Genomic DNA, 22,102 nt, shown 5'->3' on the forward strand with positions numbered 1-22,102 from the left:
TATATTTGTGACCTAATATCCTTACAAACCCCTCAAAAATTAAACTATGAGCAAGAAACTATCGTGGGCACTTTTATTTACCTTACTAGGAAGTGTTGCATTTACCGGATGTACGGATGAGGATCCACAAGACAAGAACTCTTCCATCAACCAATCCGACAATAACGAGAATACAAATGACGATTCGTCTCAAAGTATATCCAATGAAACCTATTATGCCAACATGTTTGGAAAAGACATTTTAGAAACTTATTATCTGTGGAACGAGGAAATTCATGACGACTTGAACCAATGGAACATTGAAACCAACAACGATCCCATCGGAACATTCAGCCGGATAAGATACCATGAAGGGGAAAAATACATAGACAAATGGTCCATGCTCACCAACGATATGACTTCCCTTACAAATAATATGAACGGAACAACCACTTCATTTGGATGGAACTTGAGTTTTTACGATATGTCAGATATAGTAAGCAGAGAACAATATATAGGGGTAGTCAACTTCGTATACAAAGATTCTCCAGCCGCTAAAGCCGGACTCAAACGAGGAGACATTCTCCTTACTTTGGATGGCAACATCATTAATTCCAGTAATTACCAGAATCTCTATTATAGTAATACACTGACCGTCACACTCGGACTATTGGAGCCGGAAAGTTATACTATTCACGACCAAAACAAGGAAGTATCACTTACTGCCGTTTCCATGTATGAAAATCCGATCATTTGCGACTCCATCTACGAATTCAACGGTAAAAAAGTGGGGTATCTGGCCTACACCAGTTTTGATTTTGCTTCCATCCCTCAGCTCATTGAAATCAGCCGTAAATTCAAGGCAGAACAAGTCAAAGAACTCATCCTCGACTTACGCTACAACGGAGGAGGATATGTAACTACAGAACAGGTGCTGGCCTCTGTGTTTGCTCCCCAGTCTGCTGTAACCAACAAAGAAGTTTTTGAGAAAGAAGTTTATAACAAAACCTTGACTCAATATTACCAAGAAGAAGGGATAAATTTGGAATCTCGTTTTGAAACCGATTTTGAATATCAGAATCAAGGGCAAACTGTAAAAGTGAATACCAAAGATGCCAATATCGGGTTGGAAAAAATTTATGGCCTGATAAGTTCCGGATCGGCATCTGCTTCGGAAGCCCTTTTGGGAGGGTTGATGCCTTATACTCAGATAGAACTTATCGGAAGCCAGTCGCATGGGAAATATTGTACCGGCATCATAGTCCCAGCCAAAGAATTCTATGTGAAACCACCTGCCGAACTTGACAATTGGGGAACTTACGTCATGATAAGTATTTATCAGAACGCACTTGGCGAAACGCCTTGCATGCCCGACGGACTGACTCCTGACATTGCCGTAAAAGACAATCCGCTACTTCCCTATGCAATAGGGGATGTGAACGAGCCTCTCTTAAAACAAGCACTCATCGAAGCCGGGCGCACATACGATGAAAGCACCATATCTACCACTCTCAGCCGTAGTATGGTTTCCAGACTCCGTAAACTACCCCAGACAGAAAACGGGACTTTTGGAAAACGTATTCTGACATTACCTTCAAAAGTCGCCCACGATATGCTTATCAAAGCAGGGGCTCAATAATATTGTCACATTCAATAAGGAAAAATCAGCCGGTCAGCCTCGTAAAGAGAGCTTGCCGGCTGTTTTTTCTAGAAAATATACAGATACATTTTAAGGATTATTCATCCCACACCAGATATGCAGAAATCAGCCAGTGGTTCAATTCATTGCCACTTGCAGGCTGTGCCTCAGGAATACTGACCGTAAAGGTATGTTTGCCAGCCTTCAAGCCTTTCAAGCTTATTTCCTCCGGCACCACATCCGAACCCGGGCACCAGTTAGAACGAGACAAGTCGGAGGAAGCCAAGGGTTCTTCCACTTCTTTAGTCTTATAGCCTTCCTCACTGATATAAGCCGCCAGACGTTTGATCAACCATACTCCTGTAGCGGGATTAAAACGACGGAAAGAAGCACAATCATCCCGCCAAGGAATGAAATTATAGACCTCTTTCCCATCCACAGAGAGAATATTTCGTTTCTGTACAAATTCATCTCCACCTTCATGACCTCCATGGCCGGTGACGATGTATTTCAGACGCACATTCTTTGCATTCTCCGGTAATACGAAATCGGTAGAAACTGATTTTCGCGCAAAAATATCCGGATACGTCTGCCCGATGTAATACACCGTATTCATCAAGGGCTCTACATGACGGCGTACCAGTTTCTCACAGGTCACCGGCGTTTCCTTTATCTTCAGCTCCATACTGGCCACATAGCCCTCTTTCGTCCAAGTATCAATAAAAATGCCGACATAGGCTTCTCCTTTCAAAGCCGGATATAAATCGGTGATATCCTGCTCCCACTGCACACAATTCTCCCATTTGGGGATATAGACCGGACGGCGCTTGCTGGACAACGAATCATCATTCTCACTGTAATATCCCACCCCAAATGGCGTCATGAAACGCATCAGTTCAATCGTAGGCAAGTAATCCTTTCCAGGTACGATTCCCACCATCTTCTCCAATTTCAGGCTGTCAATTTCCGGAAACTTCTTTTTTCCCTGTGCAATACTCAACAGATTGATGGCAGAATGTTTGGGAATCACAAAGCAAGAACCCGACTTATCCCATCGGTCGCCATTTGAAGCCACCGTCACTTTCACACTCACCGTTACATCCCGTTGGTAATCGGGTATCTGAATCTTCTTCAGAATGATACGCCCGTTCACCAGATGAATGACACCATTGGTATCAGCCTCAGCGTAATTGGGATATGCATCCGGTGCAAAACGAATACTTTCCTTATTAAACACCGCCAAGTTTAAATCTCCCTTGGCCGGGAGTTCCTTATGTCCTGCCGCATAGATGTTCATGGCTACGAACAAGGAAACAAACATACTAACTATCTTCATATACTTATAAATGATTATTTTACAACCTCCAAACCTCTCTTGTCCAAATAGGCCTTAAATTTACGAAGGTATTCCTCATCCGGACCGTCAAAGAAAGAAACTCCAGAAGCACCGTTGTTAAAAGCTTCATCCAACGCCTGCTCGAATGTATTTTTAATATCCGGAAACATCAGCCCCGCATAAATCCTCGCTTTTCCATGAACAGTCTGTACACTTTCCTTGACCGAACGTCCAATCCATTCCGGTCCTTCATAATAAAAGCCATTGTAAATCATCGGGAAATATGCATCGAGCGACCATTCTCCCCAATCCTGACGCACCATCTTACGAGCCATCGACGGACCGGGGAATACAGCTGCTGAGATTTGTTTCCCTTCTGCCTTGAGAGTCTGCGTAATCTTATCCACCACACGCGTAATGGCATCCAAGCGGAAGTTTATCCACGACTGGTCTTCCATCGGATATTTCAATTCCAACGGATCCTTCCCGGTCTGTTCCTTAAACATTCTCCGACACACCTCACAGTAACAATAATCGTATTCCGGCAATTCCGCCGTCTGCTCAATGCCATAATTCTTCCATAAACTAACCGGAAGCACCACGTCCGGAAAACGAACGTAATCCAGATGTACCCCATCCACATAAGGCAGATTCGCTTCTTTCAAATAATCAGCAGCCAAATATTCAGCCACTCCTTCATGATTCGGGCACAAAAAACGATAATAATCCACATAAGCCGGTTTATCATAACAAGACTCTCCCTTACGATTTACGGCAAACCAGTCAGGATGTGCTTCAAGGACCTCCTTACGGTTCATCGTCCACTTCCAATAATGAGCCTCCAGCCCCGCATCTTTACACATCCGGTATGTGTTCTCGTCATATCCTTCAAACATGACTCCACTAATACCGCATTCTTTCATCAAGGCAAAATAGTTTTTATAAAACTCATCCCCTTTTTCTTTATCAATACGCATCCAGACCCAGTTCTTTACCTGGCGGGGAACAATCGCCTCACAGGTAAACCGCCCATTCTGATCCACCACGTAACGTACTTTTTCTTCCGGCACACTTACCGACATACAGAATGTACGACTGGTAGCCTCTACTAATATTTCTGCCCCCACAGGTAAATCGCGGAGCTCCGCATCGGTCAAAAAGAAATTTTCTTTGGCACGCAGATAGTTCTTCTCTTTAGCATAATAATCCAGCTGTGCATAAAACATGGCCCACAACAATTTATAAGCAGCCCAATTGTAAGGATATTTGAAAGCCTCCGTACCTTTTCCTACTACTTTATCCGAAAGATACAAAAATCCCCAACGGTCGGGCATGTGCATATCAATTCGTCCCGTAGGCATCCATACCCAGTTTTCCTCCCGCTGTCCGGGCTTCAACCACTGCACCCGTGAGAAATTAATACGCCAGTAATTCCCTTCCTTAGCCGGGTTGGAGAAATTCACCGTCAACGCCTTATGAGGTATAGCCATTTCTACCGTCCATTGTGTGTCTTTATCGTTTGATTTGTTCAATGTTCCTTCACGATGCACAGCCAGTTGCAGTCCCGGGCAATCCCATTGCACCATGAAATTACCCCCCGAACGGTAAGGCTTATCCAGCATCAAATCGAATATGACTCCCTTTGCGTTGGTTTCTATTTCAAAATAATTTTGTCCGTCGCCATCCGGGTCTAAAAACACCTCAAAATCATTATCGTAATAAATGATTGTATCCCGCTGACTCAGCTTTGCCTTAATATCCTCTTCCTGCAAAGTGGCAGCCACATAAAGATAGTAATCATCCCACAACATTTTGGCAGATGTATCATAACAAGGCTTGGCAAATCCCTTTCCACTTATGTCTACAAAAGAAGCAGTGGGTTGCGCTTTCTTCCAATCCGCCTCATCCAACTTTCCGTCAATCTTTATTTTTCCATTTGTACGATAGCAGACATAACCTTCGGGCAACGTAAGCATACGCTCGTATCTTGTATATAAATTCTGCGCCCAAAGCTGTCCCACTACTAACAATGCAAACAAACTACATATTACTTGTTTTTTCATATCCTATTTCATTAATTACTTTCAATAACCTGCCCTGCTCCCCGATACAATTTAACCGGCCCGTCCAATAGCACAGCCACAACCGTTATCTGCGGATCGAGCACACGATCGGGCACATCAATATAGAGATTACCAGGAACCTCACTCCAATAGTTTTTATTGTAAACCTTGTAAGACAACATAGCCCCGTTGCCAACTACCCACACACGGTTTACCTTATTCATTAACCCCTTCACTTCAATCGGTCCGTTAGGTTTATAAGGCAAATACAGATACAGGATATCTCCGCCTTTATTCAAAGTGGTATATCCTTGAAAGTGTTCTGCCGGAATACCAGCCCGAGTGTCATAAATAGCTTCTTTATGTTTCTTGGTCCAACGCCCAAATTCTTTCAAGATAGCCACTTGCTCTTCAGGAATGGTTCCATCTTCCTTCGGACCGATGTCCAGCAACAGATTCCCTCCCATACTCAGACAGTCGACAAACGTACGCAACAAGATAAAAGGAGATTTATAATTGGTATCCGTATGCTGATATCCCCACGAATCATTCATTGTCATACACAATTCCCAGTATTTATCCTGAGGACGCACAATTGGAACCCCCTGTTCAGGAGTGGCATAATCTCCATAACCCTGGATACGGGAATTAATAATCACATTTTTATTGTCCGAACGCAACAAATCTACAATTCCCTTTGAATTCCAAGCCTCAGCCGTTTGTTCCCAATCACCGTCAAACCAATACAAATCCGGTTTCCACGTTTTATTCAATTCCGACAGCTGTGCCATATTAAATTCCACAAAACGCTTCCAACGTACAGAATCATTCGTATAACGCACATCAGTACGTGTCATATTCGGATAATCCGGATGCGACCAATCCAACAGCGAATAATAAAATCCCAGTTTCAACCCTTGCTTACGGACTTCTTTGACAAAAGGACTGATTAAATCTCGTTTTGCCGGTGTACACTTCACCGTACTCAACTCTCCGGCTTTAGTATCCCACAAGGCCATACCATCATGATGCTTGGTCGTAATGACAGTATAACGCGCCCCACTTTCTTTTATCAAATCCACCCAAACCTTCGGGTCATATTTTGAGGCTGTAAAGCCATTTTTCTGACTCATATATTCCTCATAAGGCAAATACTTATTAAAGAAAGACCAGCTTTCGGATACTCCCTTTACCGAATAAATACCCCAATGGATGAAAATGCCTAACTTAGCATTCGCAAACCACTCCATTCTTTTTTCTTTCTGTGCATCCACTTGTTCCTTCTCCGGTGTCTGCCCCCAAAGAGGAGTCCCCAAAAATCCAAACAAAAGCAATGCCGAAACCAATTGATTTTTCATGATAATAAAAGATTTAAATTAACTATAAACTCCTACTCAAACGCAATAGAAAACTCGGACCAAGCTCTTCTTCTGTTCATTTAAGAAGTATGTCCTGCGAGCAAAAACAAAAATAGCCTAACAATGCTCAAATATACAGATTTATCCTCTGTAAATTAGATTGTCAGGCTATTTTTTTAGTAATTATTTCTGACTATGTCCTAATGACCACCACAATGGAACCATCGTAGTATTTGAACCACCCAATAATTCCAACGCATGATAATATTCAGCTTCATCTGAGGTCAACAAAGACATCGGATAACGCATACGCTGTGGATAATATTTCCAACTTTGACCGGATTTCCACGCATCAGGTGTCCAGTCAGACATATCCGAACCAGTCATGATATTCTCATTGGCTGTCATATCAAAGAAAGGCAATCCCAAACGACGCTGATCGGCCCAAGCTTCCAATACCAGATAGGGCATCTGTGCCAGATATTTTTGAGTGATAATTTTTGTCAGCTTATCATTCAAAGCTTTCCCATACAAAGTCTTAGAAGCCACAGGATACTGGTATTCCACTTTCTTTTCAGCCTTCGTATACCCGTCTATATAAGTAGCTTCAAAAGAAGAAGGTTCTTCGGTATGCGTATATTTCACCGAAGTACCAACACGATTGTATTCTTCAGAGTTAAGATATGCATCTGCATACTTACCGACTCCAAAATAGGTGAAGCTTGCGCGTATTCCCTCTTCATAAGCCTGCTCATCAGAGACACCGGAAGTATTCCATCCACGAAGAGCTGCTTCAGCCAGCAGAAAATAAGATTCCCAAGCACCATAGAATACCACACGGCCTAATCCTTCTTCACCTCCGGTGCAATATTCTTTACCCCACAACGGATAACAAGAACGGACACCACTTGCAGTCGTAATCAGTTTATTCTTAGACAGCATCGGTGACCAACTGCTAGAAGCTCCACTAGGAACTCCATTCCATGTATAAGAGCCTGCTACCTGAATCTTATTCTTACCTTCATCATCCAAAAGCAATTCGCCACCATCCGGATTGATAGCCGTTCCTTTACTTGATGCATCAATCATGTTTTCAGCCTTGGTATCATTTACCAGCCAGAACATCTTCAACGCACGAGGATCCAAATTTGCAGGTATGCCATCCAACCAATACTGCTTTGCAGGATCATCTGTATTGCCTACAAAATGCTGGTCATATTTATATCCCAAATAAGTATTAGGTTTTGTATAAGTTGCCAAGTCTGGACGCTGCTCTGCGACTGGCACTCCTCCTAGATTGGTCATCAGGTTGTCCATTGTCACAGAAAGAGCCTGTAAGTTCCAGCTACGTGTGTAAGGATTGGTATAATCATTCCAACCATTATCTGACTTAAACCACAACATGTCCGCCTGGTCCTTGATATAATTTCCACCTTTACATGCATCTTCAAATTCATTCTGTGCCTCTCCTACCATATCTGTATTCGTCAGACGCATGGCATAACGCATCCGTAAAGAATTACCCAGTTTCTGCCATTTCTCTGCCACATACCCATAAGCCGGATCACATTTTGCCTGATCTTCCGTAGGACTTACAGACGTATCAATCTTATTCACCGCATCTTTTAACTCATTCAGAATAAATGTGTACGTTTCCTTTTCTGAGTTAAAGACTGGATTCTCTCCTGTGGCAGAATCCAAAGGATAAGGACCAAAAGAATCAGCAAACTGAGCAATTACCATCGCACGCCAAATACGGGCAAACTGCTCCAGATTATTGTAGAAAGCATCAGAACCAGCTCTTTTAGCTGCTTCATTCACGGCAAACGTAGCATAGGTGATAGTGTTTGCCAAACACGGATAATAAAAGTTAGAAATATAAGAGTCGTCATACAGCCCGACACTCAACATGCCAGCTTCTCCAAAAGCACGGGCTGCATCCCCCCAGTTCAAATAGTAGATACGTTCACCCGTACTTGGATCCATCTGAATCTTGCCAATTGCATTATTCAGGAAATATTCAGGCAAGGTGGATTCTATGGGAGTTTTTGAAGGGTCAGTATTCACTTCATCAAAATCAGAACAAGAATACAAACTACCCATTCCAATCAGTCCCAAACCGATAAAGATTTTATTTATTGTTTTCATTCTGTACTTAATTTAGATATTAGAAACCAAGAGTTACATTAAACAGATAAGTACGTGATGTGGGAGAGGCACCAAATTCAAAGCCGGTCGCATTCGTGTTAGATACCATTACGGACTCTGGATCTATACCGTTCATATCACTGTAAATCATCCATACATTATTCACAGATACACCCAGTTTTACCTGCTGGAAACAAGTTCTCTTCAACATTTCACGTGGGAAAGTATAATTCAAAGCGACATTACGCAGACGGAAGTTTGTTCCATCATAAATATTTGCTTCTGCTATACCTTGATTACCGGTACCAATACCATTTTTCCAATAAGCCTCTTGAGTAATGGAAACTGTATTTACCTTATAGCCTCCATTACCGTCAGGTATCACACCGTCGAGCACAAATTCTTCACGATTGCCACCAGGGGCTGTAACAGCAGCACGACCACTTGTCTGCAACATGTAGTTGGTGTACGAATAAATGTCACCTCCTATACGTCCATCAAACTGGAAGGTAAAAGCAAAGTTCTTATAACTGAAAGTATTGTTCCATCCAATCATGCAATCAGGCTGCTGGTCACCAATTTTGTATCTTTCTCCATCAGTAGTAGGAAGCCCCGCATCATTCAGGATAAGTTTGCCATAATAGGGGCTGTTCTGATCTGTAACCCGGGCAAACTTGGTTCCCCAGATTTCGCCGTAGTTACCTCCAGCCACAGCATACACCTTTAGTTCTTCGGCACCACCCAATTCATATTTAGGAATGCCCGGACCTAAATCCAAGATTTTGTTATTGTTTTTTGAGAAGTTAATCTGAGTATCCCAACTAAATGTAGCCGTTTCTACCGGACGAGCATTGATCATCAATTCCACACCCGTATTCTGAATATTTCCAGCATTAATGATTCTATTCTTATATCCTGACATCTCATTTACCGGAATCTTCATCAACTGGCGCTTTGCATTAGATTTATACCACGCAAAGTCAAAGCCCAAACGATTATTGAAGAACTTCATTTCCAAACCTGCTTCCCATGAAGAAATCAACTCACTGCGAACTGTGGCATCATATTTAGTATCACCTGGTTTTGCAGTGGTATTCCCCCACTGGTCGGAACCTATAGTGTAAGAATCATACAACTGATAGGGATCCATATCATTACCTACCTGGGCAAAGGAAGCACGTGCCTTCGCATACGTAATCCATTCCGGCAATGGCTTGTTAAATTTATTCATCATATCACTGAATACCCATGAAAGAGATACAGAAGGATAGAAGAATGAACGGTTTTCTTTTGCCAAAGTAGACGACCAGTCATTACGGAATGTAGCATCCAAGAATACCCATCCATTGTAATTCAACCCAATAGTTCCATACAAAGAATTAATCTTCTTATGGTTGTACGTTTCGGTCACAGAACGATCTGAAGTACTACTGTTATTGATGTTAAACAAATTAGGAACGGTTAACTTAGAAACATAATTTTGTAATCCTGAAGATTTTCGTTCCATTAAGTTACCACCAAAAGTAGCACTGACCCCTATCTTATCAATCAAATTATCCTTTTGGGCAGAAAACAAGAAACTGAAGTTATTTTCATAAAAACGTTCTTCATCCAGACTATATGAACTGTTTCCATTATTCTTCGTACTAGCCCCTGCATAAACTTTTCCTGTAGCTTCCGTAAAATACATATCACTACCCCCTCTGATTTCCACATTCAACCAATCGGTTATTTTATATTTCACAGAGGCATTCAACAGGAAACGACTTCGGTTATCTGCATTTAAATTATACTTCTCTAGCCAATAGGGGTTCAAACCGGTAGGCGACCACCAATACATTTTCCCTTCATCAGTCAGCGGATTTCTATAATCCTGAATGTTCAAAGAGGCAGGTAATTTGTAAATTGTCAGAAAAGCGTTTGAATCATTGTTACCAATCAACGGACGATTATTAGCTCCTGTATTGATATACTGAATTTTGGCATCCATGCTCCAACGGTCATCCTTGCCAAAAGTAGAAGACGCACGCAAGGTAAAATTCGTACGGCTTAAATCTGCTCCTGGAATCTTACTGGAATCATCCATACGAGTGGCAGAAGCATATACAGCTGTTTTATCAAATTGTTGCTGGAATGAAACACTTTCAGTAAAATTGGTACCCGTCTTGAAATAAGAATCAATGTTATCGTAATATTGCATGATACGGTTCTGCCCATTAAAGCTATACTCCGTACCCATTGCGGGTCCCCAGCTATTCCATGTTTCACTGTCATAAATACCATTGGTACCCTGACCAAAAGAGGTCTGCATATCAGGCTTCATAAAAATTGTTTCCGCAGAAACAGAAGCCGAAATTGTCAAGCCCAATCCCTCTCGCTTGCTACCTTTTTTGGTCGTAATCAAAATGACTCCATTACCTGCACGTGAACCATAAAGCGCCGCAGCCGAAGCACCTTTCAATACAGACATCGATTCAATATCCTCCGGATTGATATCCGACAGACCATTACCCATATCCAAAGAAGGATTATAAAAATCGGCATTATCAGAACCTGTAAAGTTATCCATCGGTACTCCATCCACTACAATCAACGGCTGATTCAACCCAGTCACTGAATTGGCACCACGCAACTGGATTTTTGAAGAGCCACCAGGACCATTACTTGAACGAATCACCTGTACACCTGAGATTTTACCGGACAATGCATTCGCAAGATTCGTTTCCCGGGCGGCCACCAATGACTCTCCCTTTACTTCCTGCATAGCATACCCTAGTGCTTTCTTCTCACGCTTGATACCTAAAGCGGTAACAACCACTTCTTGAAGGACCTCTGTATCATCCATCATTTTGATTGTTCCCAAATCAGGCACAGCAGTCAGCCGTTGTGTCTTATAACCGATATAAGAAAGTTCAAGTGTAGCCCCTGTAGCCACCTGCAAAGAAAATTTACCGTCAACATCTGTAATTGCACCGTTTGTAGTGCCCACTTCCAAAATACTTACTCCTATCAAGGGCTCTCCTTGGGCGTCGACGATTGTACCTTGTGTGGTAATTTTAGCTGATTGCTGCAATGCAAACGTATCCGTGGCCTTTCCAGGAACAGCCCATACGTTTCCCCCTCCAGCAAGCATCAGCAATAAGAACATTTGTGAAAACCTACTAAATTTCATTGATTTAAACTTAATTTAATTGTATAACTTAGAAATAAAATTCGACATATAAGTCTAGTAGCCAAAATATTACGATAAGAAATATCTAAAACATTAAAAGAAATAGTCCATAATAAGCCTAATCATTATTGTATTTTGTGTTGTACATTCTAATATTGTTTACAAATGTAGTGATATTTTAATAACTATATTTATAAACTGCTCAAAAAAATCACCCAATTATATCTTATTAATACTAAAGGATACTTCATATTTGCAATAAAGGAAACAATCTACACACAATTAATTCACATATTTATACACAATAAATGCCATTCCTCTAAACGGCAATCCAGCAAATCATTCATAAGCAGGCAACTAGCCAGCGCCTTCATTCACAATTTTATCATAAAGAATCAGTAGAAAAACAATAGAACAAAAGGACGTATTTACACAATCCAAATAAAGAGAATAATTGATACTTTACTACAACCGCATATATCACAAAATATCCACACCTTAAATATATTGGAAAGCCCGCACGTCGCATATAGATGACCACCAAAAACATAAAAAAGCACCGTCGCGAGTGGGGCAACGGTGCTTATGAATCTCTCTGCGGAAGCTGGGGAACTCGAACCTTTCAGCTTCAACTCTGTATATCAATTAGTTTTACACTTGTCAGAACTTCTTTCTGTAGCATTTTTGTAGCAAAACTACCAAATCTCTAATGAACCCTTGTTGACAACCTCCGTCATCACTAATTCACGGTTCAAAGATAATCTTTTTCGAACTAAAAGCCAAATGATTGATAATAAATATTTTCCAAGGCTCTCTGCTACACTTTTAGTGCAAGGTGCAAGCCCCTTAATATATAAGGAGGCTTGCACCTTGCACTAAGTGGGCTTTGATCCATGTAATGCAATATAAAACAATATTTCTTATTTCATAATAGGATATGTTATTGTATTTTGTTAACTTTGCAAAACTTACATAAGAGAATAACGGCGATTTAACGGAATTTTCCGGAATTTCGTCTTTATATATAACATATACGTTCGCCGAACGTCCCAAAGCGAAAACTGGCACTTTTCAAAATGAGGGGATATTCAGCGCAGGATATGCTATGCTTTGTCATAGCGTGGTCTTGCCTGTTTCCTCATTTGGGTATGCCAGTACCTCGCTTTGAAGCAGTGTGAGAACCACGCTTCTTTTTTGGACACTGGTGAACAGTAAAACATATTGTTCAACTGTCTAATTACAAGTAACATGAAACAGATTAAAGCACACATTGCCGTATCTCTTGATGGATTTATTGCTACTTCAGACAATGAATTAGAATGGCTTCCTTCTGAAATTAAATCAATTCTTAATAAGCAGTATGCCATAGCCGATACATTACTTATGGGAGCTAACACCTACCACTATATATTTGAGCATTGGGGATCATGGCCATACAAAGACAAGCAAACTTTTGTGGTTTCACATCATAATACTAACGTAACGCCAAATTGTGGAGTAAAATTCTTAACAAACGAACTACTAGATGAGATTTATAAATTGAAACATAAAACAGATTTGTTAGTAGTCGGTGGAGGTAGTTTAATAACGACTTTAATAAAAGCTAAGCTAATAAATTGCATTACAATCTATACAGTCCCTAAACTATTAAGAAATGGTATAAAACTTTTTCCTGATACACCTAATTTGGACTTAAAACTGATGGAGAGTAAGATTTTAAATGATGGTACAATTTGTTCAACTTACGTTTTTTAAGAGAAACATTTTATTTTTACCGATCAATCCTCTTTGAAATAAAAACTTAATACAAATGATTGATTCTTAAATATAAAGAATTGTATTACATAAACCATATAAAACTTTGATTCACTATAATTCGAAGCATTCAACTCTGTATATCTATTAGTTTTACAGTTATTAAGGTTCTCTTCTTTGGCATTTTTGTAGTAATATTGCCCAATATCTAATATACCTTTATTAACAACCTCATCAATGCTAATTTACGATCCAATGAAAATCTTTTTCGAGCAAAGCCCAATAATTGATAATAAATATTTTCCAAAACTTTCTGCCACACTTTTAATACAAGATGCAAGTACCATAATATATAAGAAATCTTACAATAAAGTATCTTTCTCCAAATTAAACTTTAATAAGGTTGACAAATCAAACAAAAACCACCATCTTTGTGACCATAAAATAATGAAAATCATGAAACAGATATTTTCACAGCGACTTAAAAGTGCCAGACTTATGAATGGTCTATCTATGGATAGTCTTTGCGAAAAAATTAATAATATCGTATCGAAACAGTCTATCTCAAAATATGAGAAAGGTATAATGATGCCTGAGAGCACTATACTTATCGCCTTATCCAAAGCACTTAATGTAAATGTGGATTTTTTCTTTCGTCCATATAATGTGACAGTAGAAGACATTGAGTTTAGGAAAAAGAGTAAACTTAAAGCATCGTCATTAAAAAGCATTAAGGAAAAGGTTATAGATGAAATAGAGAGATATATGGAAATAGAAAATCTGTTGCATATGGAAAATTCTTTTCATATAGTTTATAAAGATATTATTAAGGAAAAGAATGACGCAATCACTGTAGCTTGTAGATTACGAAATGACTTGAAACTGGGAGAAGATGCTATCAGCAATATTACTTTCCTTCTTGAAGAAAATGGTATCAAGGTAGTACATCTGGATGCAGAAGTTGAATTTGACGGATTAAGTGGATTTATAAATAAAACGACTCCTTTTATCATCGTTAACAAAAATGCAACAGCAGAAAGACAGCGATTCACAGCCTTGTATGAATTAGGATATCTATTATTAAACTTTGCCCAAGAGCTACAGGATAAGGAAAGAGAAAAGTTATGCAATGTCTTCGTTAACGAAATGCTTATACCGACCTCGGAGTTTATCAGACTTATAGGCATATCCAGAAAAGATATATCATTGCAAGAACTCATATTTATCCAAATGCAGTTTGGCATATCCATTGATACACTCATGCATAAAGCAAAAGAGGTAGGTATTATCACTGAACAAAGATATAAAGGGTACTGTATCAAGAAAAAAAATTCTACCTATTTTAGTGAACAGATTAAGAAAACACGTTATCCTCAAGAGCAAAGTTACCGGTTCTTAGGATTGGTTTATAAGGCTATATCTCAAGAGATAATATCTATTAGCAAAGCATCTTCCCTATTGAATTGCTCTGTAAATGAAATACACTCATCATTAAATTTTATTTGATATGAGGATTTTTTTTGCAGAAATCTACTATATTGAAAAAACATAATATTTAAGAGTTTGAACATTATACATTTAAAATATCTCAATTAAAGAAATATATAATAAATATGATTATACAATGAATGATTTAGCTCAATATACAAAACAAATTAATGTTGTTCTAGATTATATCAATACCCATATTGATGAAAAACTTGATATACAATTATTAGCACACCAAACAAATCTATCAGTTTATCACTTTCACCGTATTTTTACTAGTGTAATGGGTGAACCATTAGCTAAATATATCATGCGAAAACGACTAGAACAAGCTGCTATTCAATTGCAGAACGATTTGCAAAAGCCAGTTACAGATATTGCTCTTGAATATGGTTTTAACTCCGTTAATGTATTTTGTCGTAACTTCAAAAAACATTTTGGTATAACTGCCGAGACTTACAGAAACAAAATTCGACAAAAAGATAGCAAGAATCGTACATTAGAACACATAATTAGTCAACAAAGCCGTTCATACTCTCACTATTTTTGTCAGCGTAAAACATTAAAAATAGGAGATAAATTTATGATTTGTAATTTTGAAATCAAACATTTGAGCGCAATTCATGTAGTGTACTGTCGTCATTATGGAACATATACTACCATGCAGAAGTCATTTGAAAAACTATTACATTGGGCATATCCCAAAGGTTTAGTAACAACAGAAGAATTTCATTTAGCTTCCATTTACCATGATGATCCAAATATAACAACAGAAGAAAAACGTATATCGGATGCTTGTTTGATAGTCAAAAATCCGGTAAAGACAGACGGAGAAATTAGTGCTTACACTATTCCTGCCGGACAATATGCCGTAGGACATTTTGAAATTTTATGGGATGAATTCCAAACTTCTTGGGAATGTATGTTTCGCTTAATAGACGAACATGGTTGTCGATGTTGTGGTTTACCTTTTGAAGTATATTTGAATAATCACGAAACACATCCAGAAAAGAAATGGATCGTAGATATTTGCATTCCTGTAGTTTCAAAATAATATGAAAGATAGGGTTGATAAAATATTAAAACAAGTAGAGGTCGATATTTCAAAAATCGACCTCTATAGTTATAATATTATCGAAACTTCTCTTTCAATGGTACATCACTTACAAGGTATTCTAACCGATTTAAGAAATCAACTACAAACATATGTGTTTTCGTCAAAAGAAGAAGAAATATTTTTTTTCAAAAATCAGAAACCGGAATTATTAAGCCGATTGTTATATTTTCATAAGATATACCGTATTGAAGCGCAATGTCCAACTGGTAGTAATGAGGTTATAAAATTATATATCAATAAAGAACTGGATAACTTAACATATTTCTTCAATCGTAATTTAGACTTTTATCAATATTATCGTTCACATTCAACAATTTATGATGAACATTATTTTTTACGTGGCAATACAGATATTCGCCTATATACAGATAGTGCGCAATTAGACAAAGATCCTAATTTCTCAACTGGATACGATTATAAAGTAGCGAAAATACTTGCCAACGAAATGCTACGTATTTATCTCAATAAAAAATTGCAGAAGCTCGAAAACGAAAGCTATATAGAAAAACAATACCAAAGCATCAGCACTAAAATACCCATTCGTTTTACAGGGAAAAAAGCAGCATTAATAGAACTTGGATATGCATTAGTTTCTTCTGGGGATATAAACCACGGAAATATTGAAATAAAAGAGTTCATGAATTATCTTAGCACGATGTTCAATATAGATCTAGGAGGTTACTATGATGCCTATATAGCTATGAAAGAACGTAAAGATCGTACCTCCTATTTAAATAAACTGATAGAAAATCTTTCTAAAAGAATGGATGAGGATGATATAAGATAAGGCCTCATAAATTTTATATGATAAAATACCGTGTTTATACCAACATGGTATTTTTTTATTTGTATTTACTGTACATAGAATTACTCCACTTTATAAGCCAAAATAAAAGAAATAAGCCTTTATTTTATTTTTACCATGATGGTATAAACCATGACTTTTTATCATTCACATATTCCGACTTTTGCAAAAAACAAATTAGTCAGCAATATGAGAACAATACTATTTAAGAAACAAACAAGAACAGAATTTAATTTATATTCTTCTATACTCACATCTTTATTGGATATTATATTGATTAACGACATCATTATGCATATGATGAATTATATGTTGCAAACGATGCAGTTTTTTGCATATAGCGAAACATAACCTATTGGATGTCCTTCCTAAATTTACATTATATGAAAACGATAAGTCAGAAACTTAGGAAATTAAGGGATGCAAAGGGTTATTCACAAGAGTATGTTGCTGAAAATATGGGAGTTTCACCATCTACAGTATCTAGAATTGAAACAGACTGCAGTTCAGCAAGAGTAGAGCAATTACAGGCATATTGCAATATTTTAGACATTACTCTTGGTGAGTTGTTTGCATGTGATGCAAGTGAATCCAAACAAAGGAAGATTTCACTTAGCATTTCTCTTAATGTAGATTCCCAAGAAGACTTGAACAGAGTTTATGAAGCATTTAAAATATTAGGTCACCAATAATAGTAAAGTATGGAAGTAATTACCATTGATAGTGAAGCCTTTCAAAGTCTGAAAGAGCAGCTGAACCGTATAGAGAGTTATATCGAGCGTTCAACTACCCTAAGTAAAGAAATAGATGATGCCCTGGAATTAAGTTCAAAGGATGTGATGGAAGCACTTGCCATATCTGAGTCCACATTATACAGATGGAGAAAGAAAGGCATAATCAGATACAGATATGCTGAATCTGGCGACGTGCGATATTTCTACAATTCACTTTTTGTGGGAATTAAATGTTATCAGATTAAAGTACCGGCAATGCCAAAGGAAGAAGCTTTAAGAAGACTCAGCGAGTTCAAGGACAACATAATTCTAAACAGTTACATGAGTAAAGACAGACGAAATGATAAACAAGGAAGAAATACTGGACCGTACTAACAGGGGACTTGATGTTTTCAAATATTATCTTCGGATAGATTTCCGACCGGGAAAAAACTTCAAGAATCCGTTATATGATGATAAAAATGCCTCATGCAACATCTACTTTGACAGACATTCACGCACCTTCAAGATGAAGGACTTTGGTGACGAAAGTTATTCCGGCGATTGTTTCTGGTTCGTTGCCACAATAAAAGGCTGGAATGTCAAATCCGACTTTTCCAATATAGTCAGTCTTATAAACTCAGACTTGAATCTTAATCTTGCACCAAGTACAACAGGAACATACACCACTACTACAGCAAAAACGACAACAGTATCCAAAGAAGGTATTTCCCCGGATATAACAGTAGAAAAGAATACAAGTTCTTTCAAAGTCGAATCAAAACAATTCACATCTACCGAACTTGGATATTGGCAAAAATATGGCATAAAACTCTCCACTTTAAGGCTTTATCATGTAACATCTGTAAAATCGTACGAAAGCATAAACAGAAATAATGAGCCATTCAAAATAGAATCATCAGATTTAGATCCCATTTTTGCCTATAACGGGAATGGATATGTAAAGCTTTATAGACCATTGAATAATAAAATGCGCTTTCTGTATGGTGGTGAAATGCCTGAAGTATATTGTTTTGGATTGGAACAACTGCCAAACAAAGGAGATATTGTTTTCATAACAGGCGGAGAAAAAGATGTGATGTCACTCTATTCAAAAGGATTTTTTGCTGTTTGCTTCAACAGTGAAACTGCATCCATTCCAACAACCATGATAGAAATGCTTGAAAGGAAATTCAGACACATCATCATTTTATACGATTCTGATGAGACCGGTAAAAGAGAATCTCTACGCCATTACAATGCCTTGTCAGACCACAATGTCATACGTCTGGAATTGCCATTGTCAGGAAGCAAAAAGGAAAAGGATATATCGGATTTCTTTGCCCTTGGTAAAAGTGCATCAGATTTACGGGAACTTATCACAAATTCATTGGAAAAACTATATTCTCATACACTCATGTTACTCAAATCATGCGAAATGGACTATAACAATCCACCTGAGATTTCTAAAACTGTTGTATCAGTCAATGATGTACCATTAGGAACATACGATAATCTGTTTTGTATAACCGGAGGTGAAGGCACTGGTAAAAGCAACTTTATTTCAGCCATCATAGCCGGAACATTGATAGATGAAACAACCGATCCTTCTGTTGACACATTAGGGCTGGATATCTGTCCAAACTATAATCAAAAGGCGATACTTCATTATGACACAGAACAATCAGAGTATCAGCTTTACAAGAATCTTTCAAAGACTTTAAAACGAGTCGGCATTGATTCCGTTCCGGAAACATATCACACATTTTATCTGGCATCCATGTCCAGGAAAGAAAGGCTACAGATTATAAGGGACAGCATGGACCTGTATTATCATCGTCAAGGAGGAATACACCTTGTCGTTATAGACGGAATAGCAGACTTAATCCGCTCTGCAAATGATGAAACAGAAAGTATAGCCATTGTTGACGAACTATACAGACTTGCAGGCATATACAAAACATGTATAATATGTGTTCTGCATTTCGTACCCAATGGCATCAAACTTAGAGGCCATATCGGTTCAGAACTGCAAAGAAAAGCTGCAGCTATCCTCTCCATTGAGAAAGATGAAAATCCGGCATACTCAGTTGTAAAAGCTATCAAAGTAAGGGATGGCAGCCCTCTTGATGTTCCCATGTTACTCTTTACCTGGGACAAAACAAAGGATATGCACGTCTATGCCGGAGAAAAATCCATTGAAGATAAGGAAAAGCGAAAACGTACAGAACTCTCCAATATTACCAAAGAGATATTCAAATCACGAAAAAAGGTATCTTACAATGACTTGACAGAATTAATAATGGAAATGCTTGACGTAAAAGAACGTACAGCCAAAAGCTATATCCGATACATGAAAGAAAACGAAATGTTGTTGCAAGATTCCAGTAACTATTATATAATCGGGAATATCAGCCTATGAATAATGATGAAGAAATGGATGTATGGATAAAAGAAATCCTTACCCGCCTTAAAGCCATAGAAACTACATTGATCAATCTGGAGAAGAGTCAACTGCTGGTTGGTCCGGATACTCTTCTCGATGTAGTAGATGTTTCCAAAATAGTCAAGATTGCTCCCAAGTCCGTTTACCGCTGGGCTTACGAAAGAAAAGTAACCTCGGTAAAGATTGGTGGCAGACGATTGTTTTATGCAAAAGACGTTCTTGCACATCAAAAGGAAAGACGATAAGAATATAAGTATTAACGTTTTGCGAAATACGATAATAATTGTAATTTTGCAAACGCTAATAATATCTTCAAACAGTTATTTATTAGAATATTACAACTTTAAAAACAGCATTATGAGCTTTGGATATACAGTAAATAAAGAAAAGAATGGGGTTTTATTAGCATACCTCGCAGAAAGAATTCCTAACATAACCCTTAGGAAGCTATTGAAGCTGGTGTATCTTACAGATGAAAAATTCACTATCGAAAGAGGATTTCCTCTAACCTGGTTCAGTTACTTTGCATGGAAAAAAGGTCCTGTTGCACCTGAAGTATATGATGTAAAGAACGGATCATTTGCAGAGTATGTACAGTGCCATCGTAATAACGAAGACAAATGTGAAGTATCTCCGGTTAGTGGTATTCTCACACAAGATAGGTTAAACCTCTACAGCCAGTATGAAATGGATATGATTGATAAAATCATTTCTACATACGGATTCATGTCAGCAGATGAGCTTACCGACATTACCCATCTTGATGATACCCTGTGGAGTAAAGTAGTGAATGAAAACAATCTTACTTTTTCAGATTCAGGTCGTTCTGACTGTGAAATTCATCTGAACCGTCTTATTGAAGGTGACGAAGAAAAAGAAGAAGTTTTTGAGGATGCACTGGAATATATGCAGTTCTGTAATGCGACATCGGTATGTTAAGGGCAAAGAATATTATCTACGGTTTTTGCACCTTTACAAATCCTCCCAAAAACAAGTTTCTTATTTCCCTTTATAGAAGTGAGACACTGAATGTTGTTGCCGTATTTCCTACTTCAAGAAAACGTTCCGGTAGCTTATCACCTAAACACGGCAAGAACTACAGAGGACAAGATATTGTATCGTACGTATTTGAAGCCAACAGGTGCATTGGAAAGAAATATGGTTCTGACGAGGATTTCTCTTTTCCACTGGTAACTACCATCCCATTTGATTATTGTTTCCGGGAAGGTGAACAGGAAAACCTTCTAAAGTCCTTCGAATCTGCAGAAGTGGTAGGAGTTCTCTCGGATGAAGAATACATAAACTTGATTTATGCTTTTTCCAAAAGTCCATTAACTCCACGAAAATATATTCCGATTTTTGAGAAGATATTGAAAGAACATTATTCATTCTAAACCTAAGCCTGGTGGATTATGAATTGATATATTTTTGCATTTTTTATTTAAGGTGTTTTAAATATATTACCATTTACTTCATAAATAGCTGTTATAATATCATGAGATTAAGGAGTTTAATAAAAAATCAAGTTTTATCAATAGACGACCATAAATGGGGATGTCAAGAAGAGAAAAAATGGGATTTCAAACATTGTGATATTCATGTTGATAAAAGAACTAATTTCCCAATTAATGGCAAAATAAGAGAGGTACAAATTAAAATACCTATAAATTCAAATCGTCCTATTGAAATAACAAATAAAAAAAATGGGAATAAATCAAAGCTAGATGATATACCTAATAATTTAAAAAAAGAAATAGAAAACGCTTTTAGCAATGATGAAATACGAAATGCTTTTGTTGTTGATGTATATGATGTTCTAATAAATTTTTCATCAAAAATTTCCGATGAAGATAAAGCTAAAGAAACTCTTTTGAAAATTGCAAAACATTTTAATTTAGGCATACCCACTGAAACAATACCAACTTACGTGGATAATGTATTGTCTAAATATTCTCTTAAATTCAAAATTGCAAAAGATGAAGAATATACAGCTGAGATTCAAAAAGGAAATATAAAAATAGGACAATTTTAAGACCGTAATCCAGAAATAAATTAAAGGAGAAAGTCCCCTATGTAAAATATA

17 protein-coding genes are annotated in these 22,102 nt (G+C 37.9%); 12 read left to right on the forward strand and 5 right to left on the reverse strand.

What is annotated here, in order from left to right; genetic code table 11:
* Nucleotides 1-46: 46 nt before the first annotated feature.
* The gene (locus tag OIM59_RS11665) at nucleotides 47-1,618 is read left to right on the forward strand and encodes a S41 family peptidase (protein WP_303896803.1); all 1,572 of its coding nucleotides are present in this window, start codon (nucleotides 47-49) and stop codon (nucleotides 1,616-1,618) included.
* 97 nt (nucleotides 1,619-1,715) lie between these two features.
* Here the strand turns inward: OIM59_RS11665 and OIM59_RS11670 are convergent, their stop codons facing one another.
* From OIM59_RS11670 to OIM59_RS11690, 5 genes are all read right to left on the reverse strand, one after another.
* Nucleotides 1,716-2,954, reverse strand: a complete 1,239-nt coding sequence (locus tag OIM59_RS11670) for a PNGase F N-terminal domain-containing protein (RefSeq protein WP_303896805.1) — start codon at nucleotides 2,952-2,954, stop codon at nucleotides 1,716-1,718.
* Nucleotides 2,955-2,968: 14 nt separating this feature from the next.
* Entirely contained in the window at nucleotides 2,969-5,017 is a 2,049-nt protein-coding gene (locus OIM59_RS11675; protein WP_303896807.1) for a sugar-binding protein, read from the reverse strand.
* Between the two features lie 11 nt (nucleotides 5,018-5,028).
* Complete coding sequence (locus OIM59_RS11680) at nucleotides 5,029-6,375, reverse strand: alpha-L-fucosidase (RefSeq protein ID WP_299173411.1); 1,347 nt, start codon at nucleotides 6,373-6,375, stop codon at nucleotides 5,029-5,031.
* 183 nt (nucleotides 6,376-6,558) lie between these two features.
* Nucleotides 6,559-8,523, reverse strand: coding sequence for a SusD/RagB family nutrient-binding outer membrane lipoprotein (locus OIM59_RS11685; RefSeq protein ID WP_299173408.1), 1,965 nt, complete (start codon nucleotides 8,521-8,523; stop codon nucleotides 6,559-6,561).
* Between the two features lie 19 nt (nucleotides 8,524-8,542).
* Nucleotides 8,543-11,695, reverse strand: a complete 3,153-nt coding sequence (locus OIM59_RS11690; protein ID WP_299173405.1) for a SusC/RagA family TonB-linked outer membrane protein — start codon at nucleotides 11,693-11,695, stop codon at nucleotides 8,543-8,545.
* A gap of 1,248 nt (nucleotides 11,696-12,943) precedes the next feature.
* Here OIM59_RS11690 and OIM59_RS11695 point away from each other — a divergent pair.
* The 11 genes from OIM59_RS11695 (at nucleotide 12,944) to OIM59_RS11745 (ending at nucleotide 22,051) form a co-directional block, all read left to right on the forward strand.
* Nucleotides 12,944-13,450: a dihydrofolate reductase family protein gene (locus OIM59_RS11695; protein ID WP_117462026.1), complete on the forward strand. Its 507-nt coding sequence runs from the start codon at nucleotides 12,944-12,946 to the stop codon at nucleotides 13,448-13,450.
* A 456-nt stretch (nucleotides 13,451-13,906) separates the two neighbouring features.
* Nucleotides 13,907-14,956: an XRE family transcriptional regulator gene (locus OIM59_RS11700; protein WP_303896811.1), complete on the forward strand. Its 1,050-nt coding sequence runs from the start codon at nucleotides 13,907-13,909 to the stop codon at nucleotides 14,954-14,956.
* A 118-nt stretch (nucleotides 14,957-15,074) separates the two neighbouring features.
* Nucleotides 15,075-15,992: a GyrI-like domain-containing protein gene (locus OIM59_RS11705; RefSeq protein ID WP_117462024.1), complete on the forward strand. Its 918-nt coding sequence runs from the start codon at nucleotides 15,075-15,077 to the stop codon at nucleotides 15,990-15,992.
* 1 nt (nucleotide 15,993) lies between these two features.
* A complete protein-coding gene (locus tag OIM59_RS11710; RefSeq protein WP_270213136.1) occupies nucleotides 15,994-16,842 on the forward strand; it encodes an RteC domain-containing protein in 849 nt (282 codons plus the stop codon).
* 401 nt (nucleotides 16,843-17,243) lie between these two features.
* A complete protein-coding gene (locus tag OIM59_RS11715) occupies nucleotides 17,244-17,552 on the forward strand; it encodes a helix-turn-helix domain-containing protein (protein WP_303896815.1) in 309 nt (102 codons plus the stop codon).
* Between the two features lie 9 nt (nucleotides 17,553-17,561).
* Entirely contained in the window at nucleotides 17,562-17,969 is a 408-nt protein-coding gene (locus OIM59_RS11720; RefSeq protein WP_025019711.1) for an AlpA family transcriptional regulator, read from the forward strand.
* Nucleotides 17,935-19,995, forward strand: a complete 2,061-nt coding sequence (locus OIM59_RS11725; protein WP_303896818.1) for a bifunctional DNA primase/helicase — start codon at nucleotides 17,935-17,937, stop codon at nucleotides 19,993-19,995. The genes OIM59_RS11720 and OIM59_RS11725 overlap by 35 nt, the downstream gene beginning before the upstream one ends.
* On the forward strand, nucleotides 19,992-20,264 hold the full coding sequence (locus OIM59_RS11730; protein WP_117462020.1) for a helix-turn-helix domain-containing protein: 273 nt from the start codon (nucleotides 19,992-19,994) through the stop codon (nucleotides 20,262-20,264). The genes OIM59_RS11725 and OIM59_RS11730 overlap by 4 nt, the downstream gene beginning before the upstream one ends.
* 112 nt (nucleotides 20,265-20,376) lie before the next feature.
* Nucleotides 20,377-20,958, forward strand: coding sequence for a Panacea domain-containing protein (locus OIM59_RS11735; protein WP_303896821.1), 582 nt, complete (start codon nucleotides 20,377-20,379; stop codon nucleotides 20,956-20,958).
* Complete coding sequence (locus OIM59_RS11740; protein WP_303896823.1) at nucleotides 20,952-21,413, forward strand: hypothetical protein; 462 nt, start codon at nucleotides 20,952-20,954, stop codon at nucleotides 21,411-21,413. Before OIM59_RS11735 ends, OIM59_RS11740 begins: the two co-directional genes overlap by 7 nt.
* A 101-nt stretch (nucleotides 21,414-21,514) precedes the next feature.
* Nucleotides 21,515-22,051 (forward strand): hypothetical protein, encoded by a 537-nt coding sequence (locus OIM59_RS11745; RefSeq protein ID WP_303896824.1) that lies wholly within the window; start codon nucleotides 21,515-21,517, stop codon nucleotides 22,049-22,051.
* The last annotated feature ends 51 nt before the right edge of the window (nucleotides 22,052-22,102 follow it).

The organism is Bacteroides mediterraneensis (assembly GCF_025993685.1).
Lineage (GTDB): Bacteria > Bacteroidota > Bacteroidia > Bacteroidales > Bacteroidaceae > Phocaeicola > Phocaeicola mediterraneensis_A.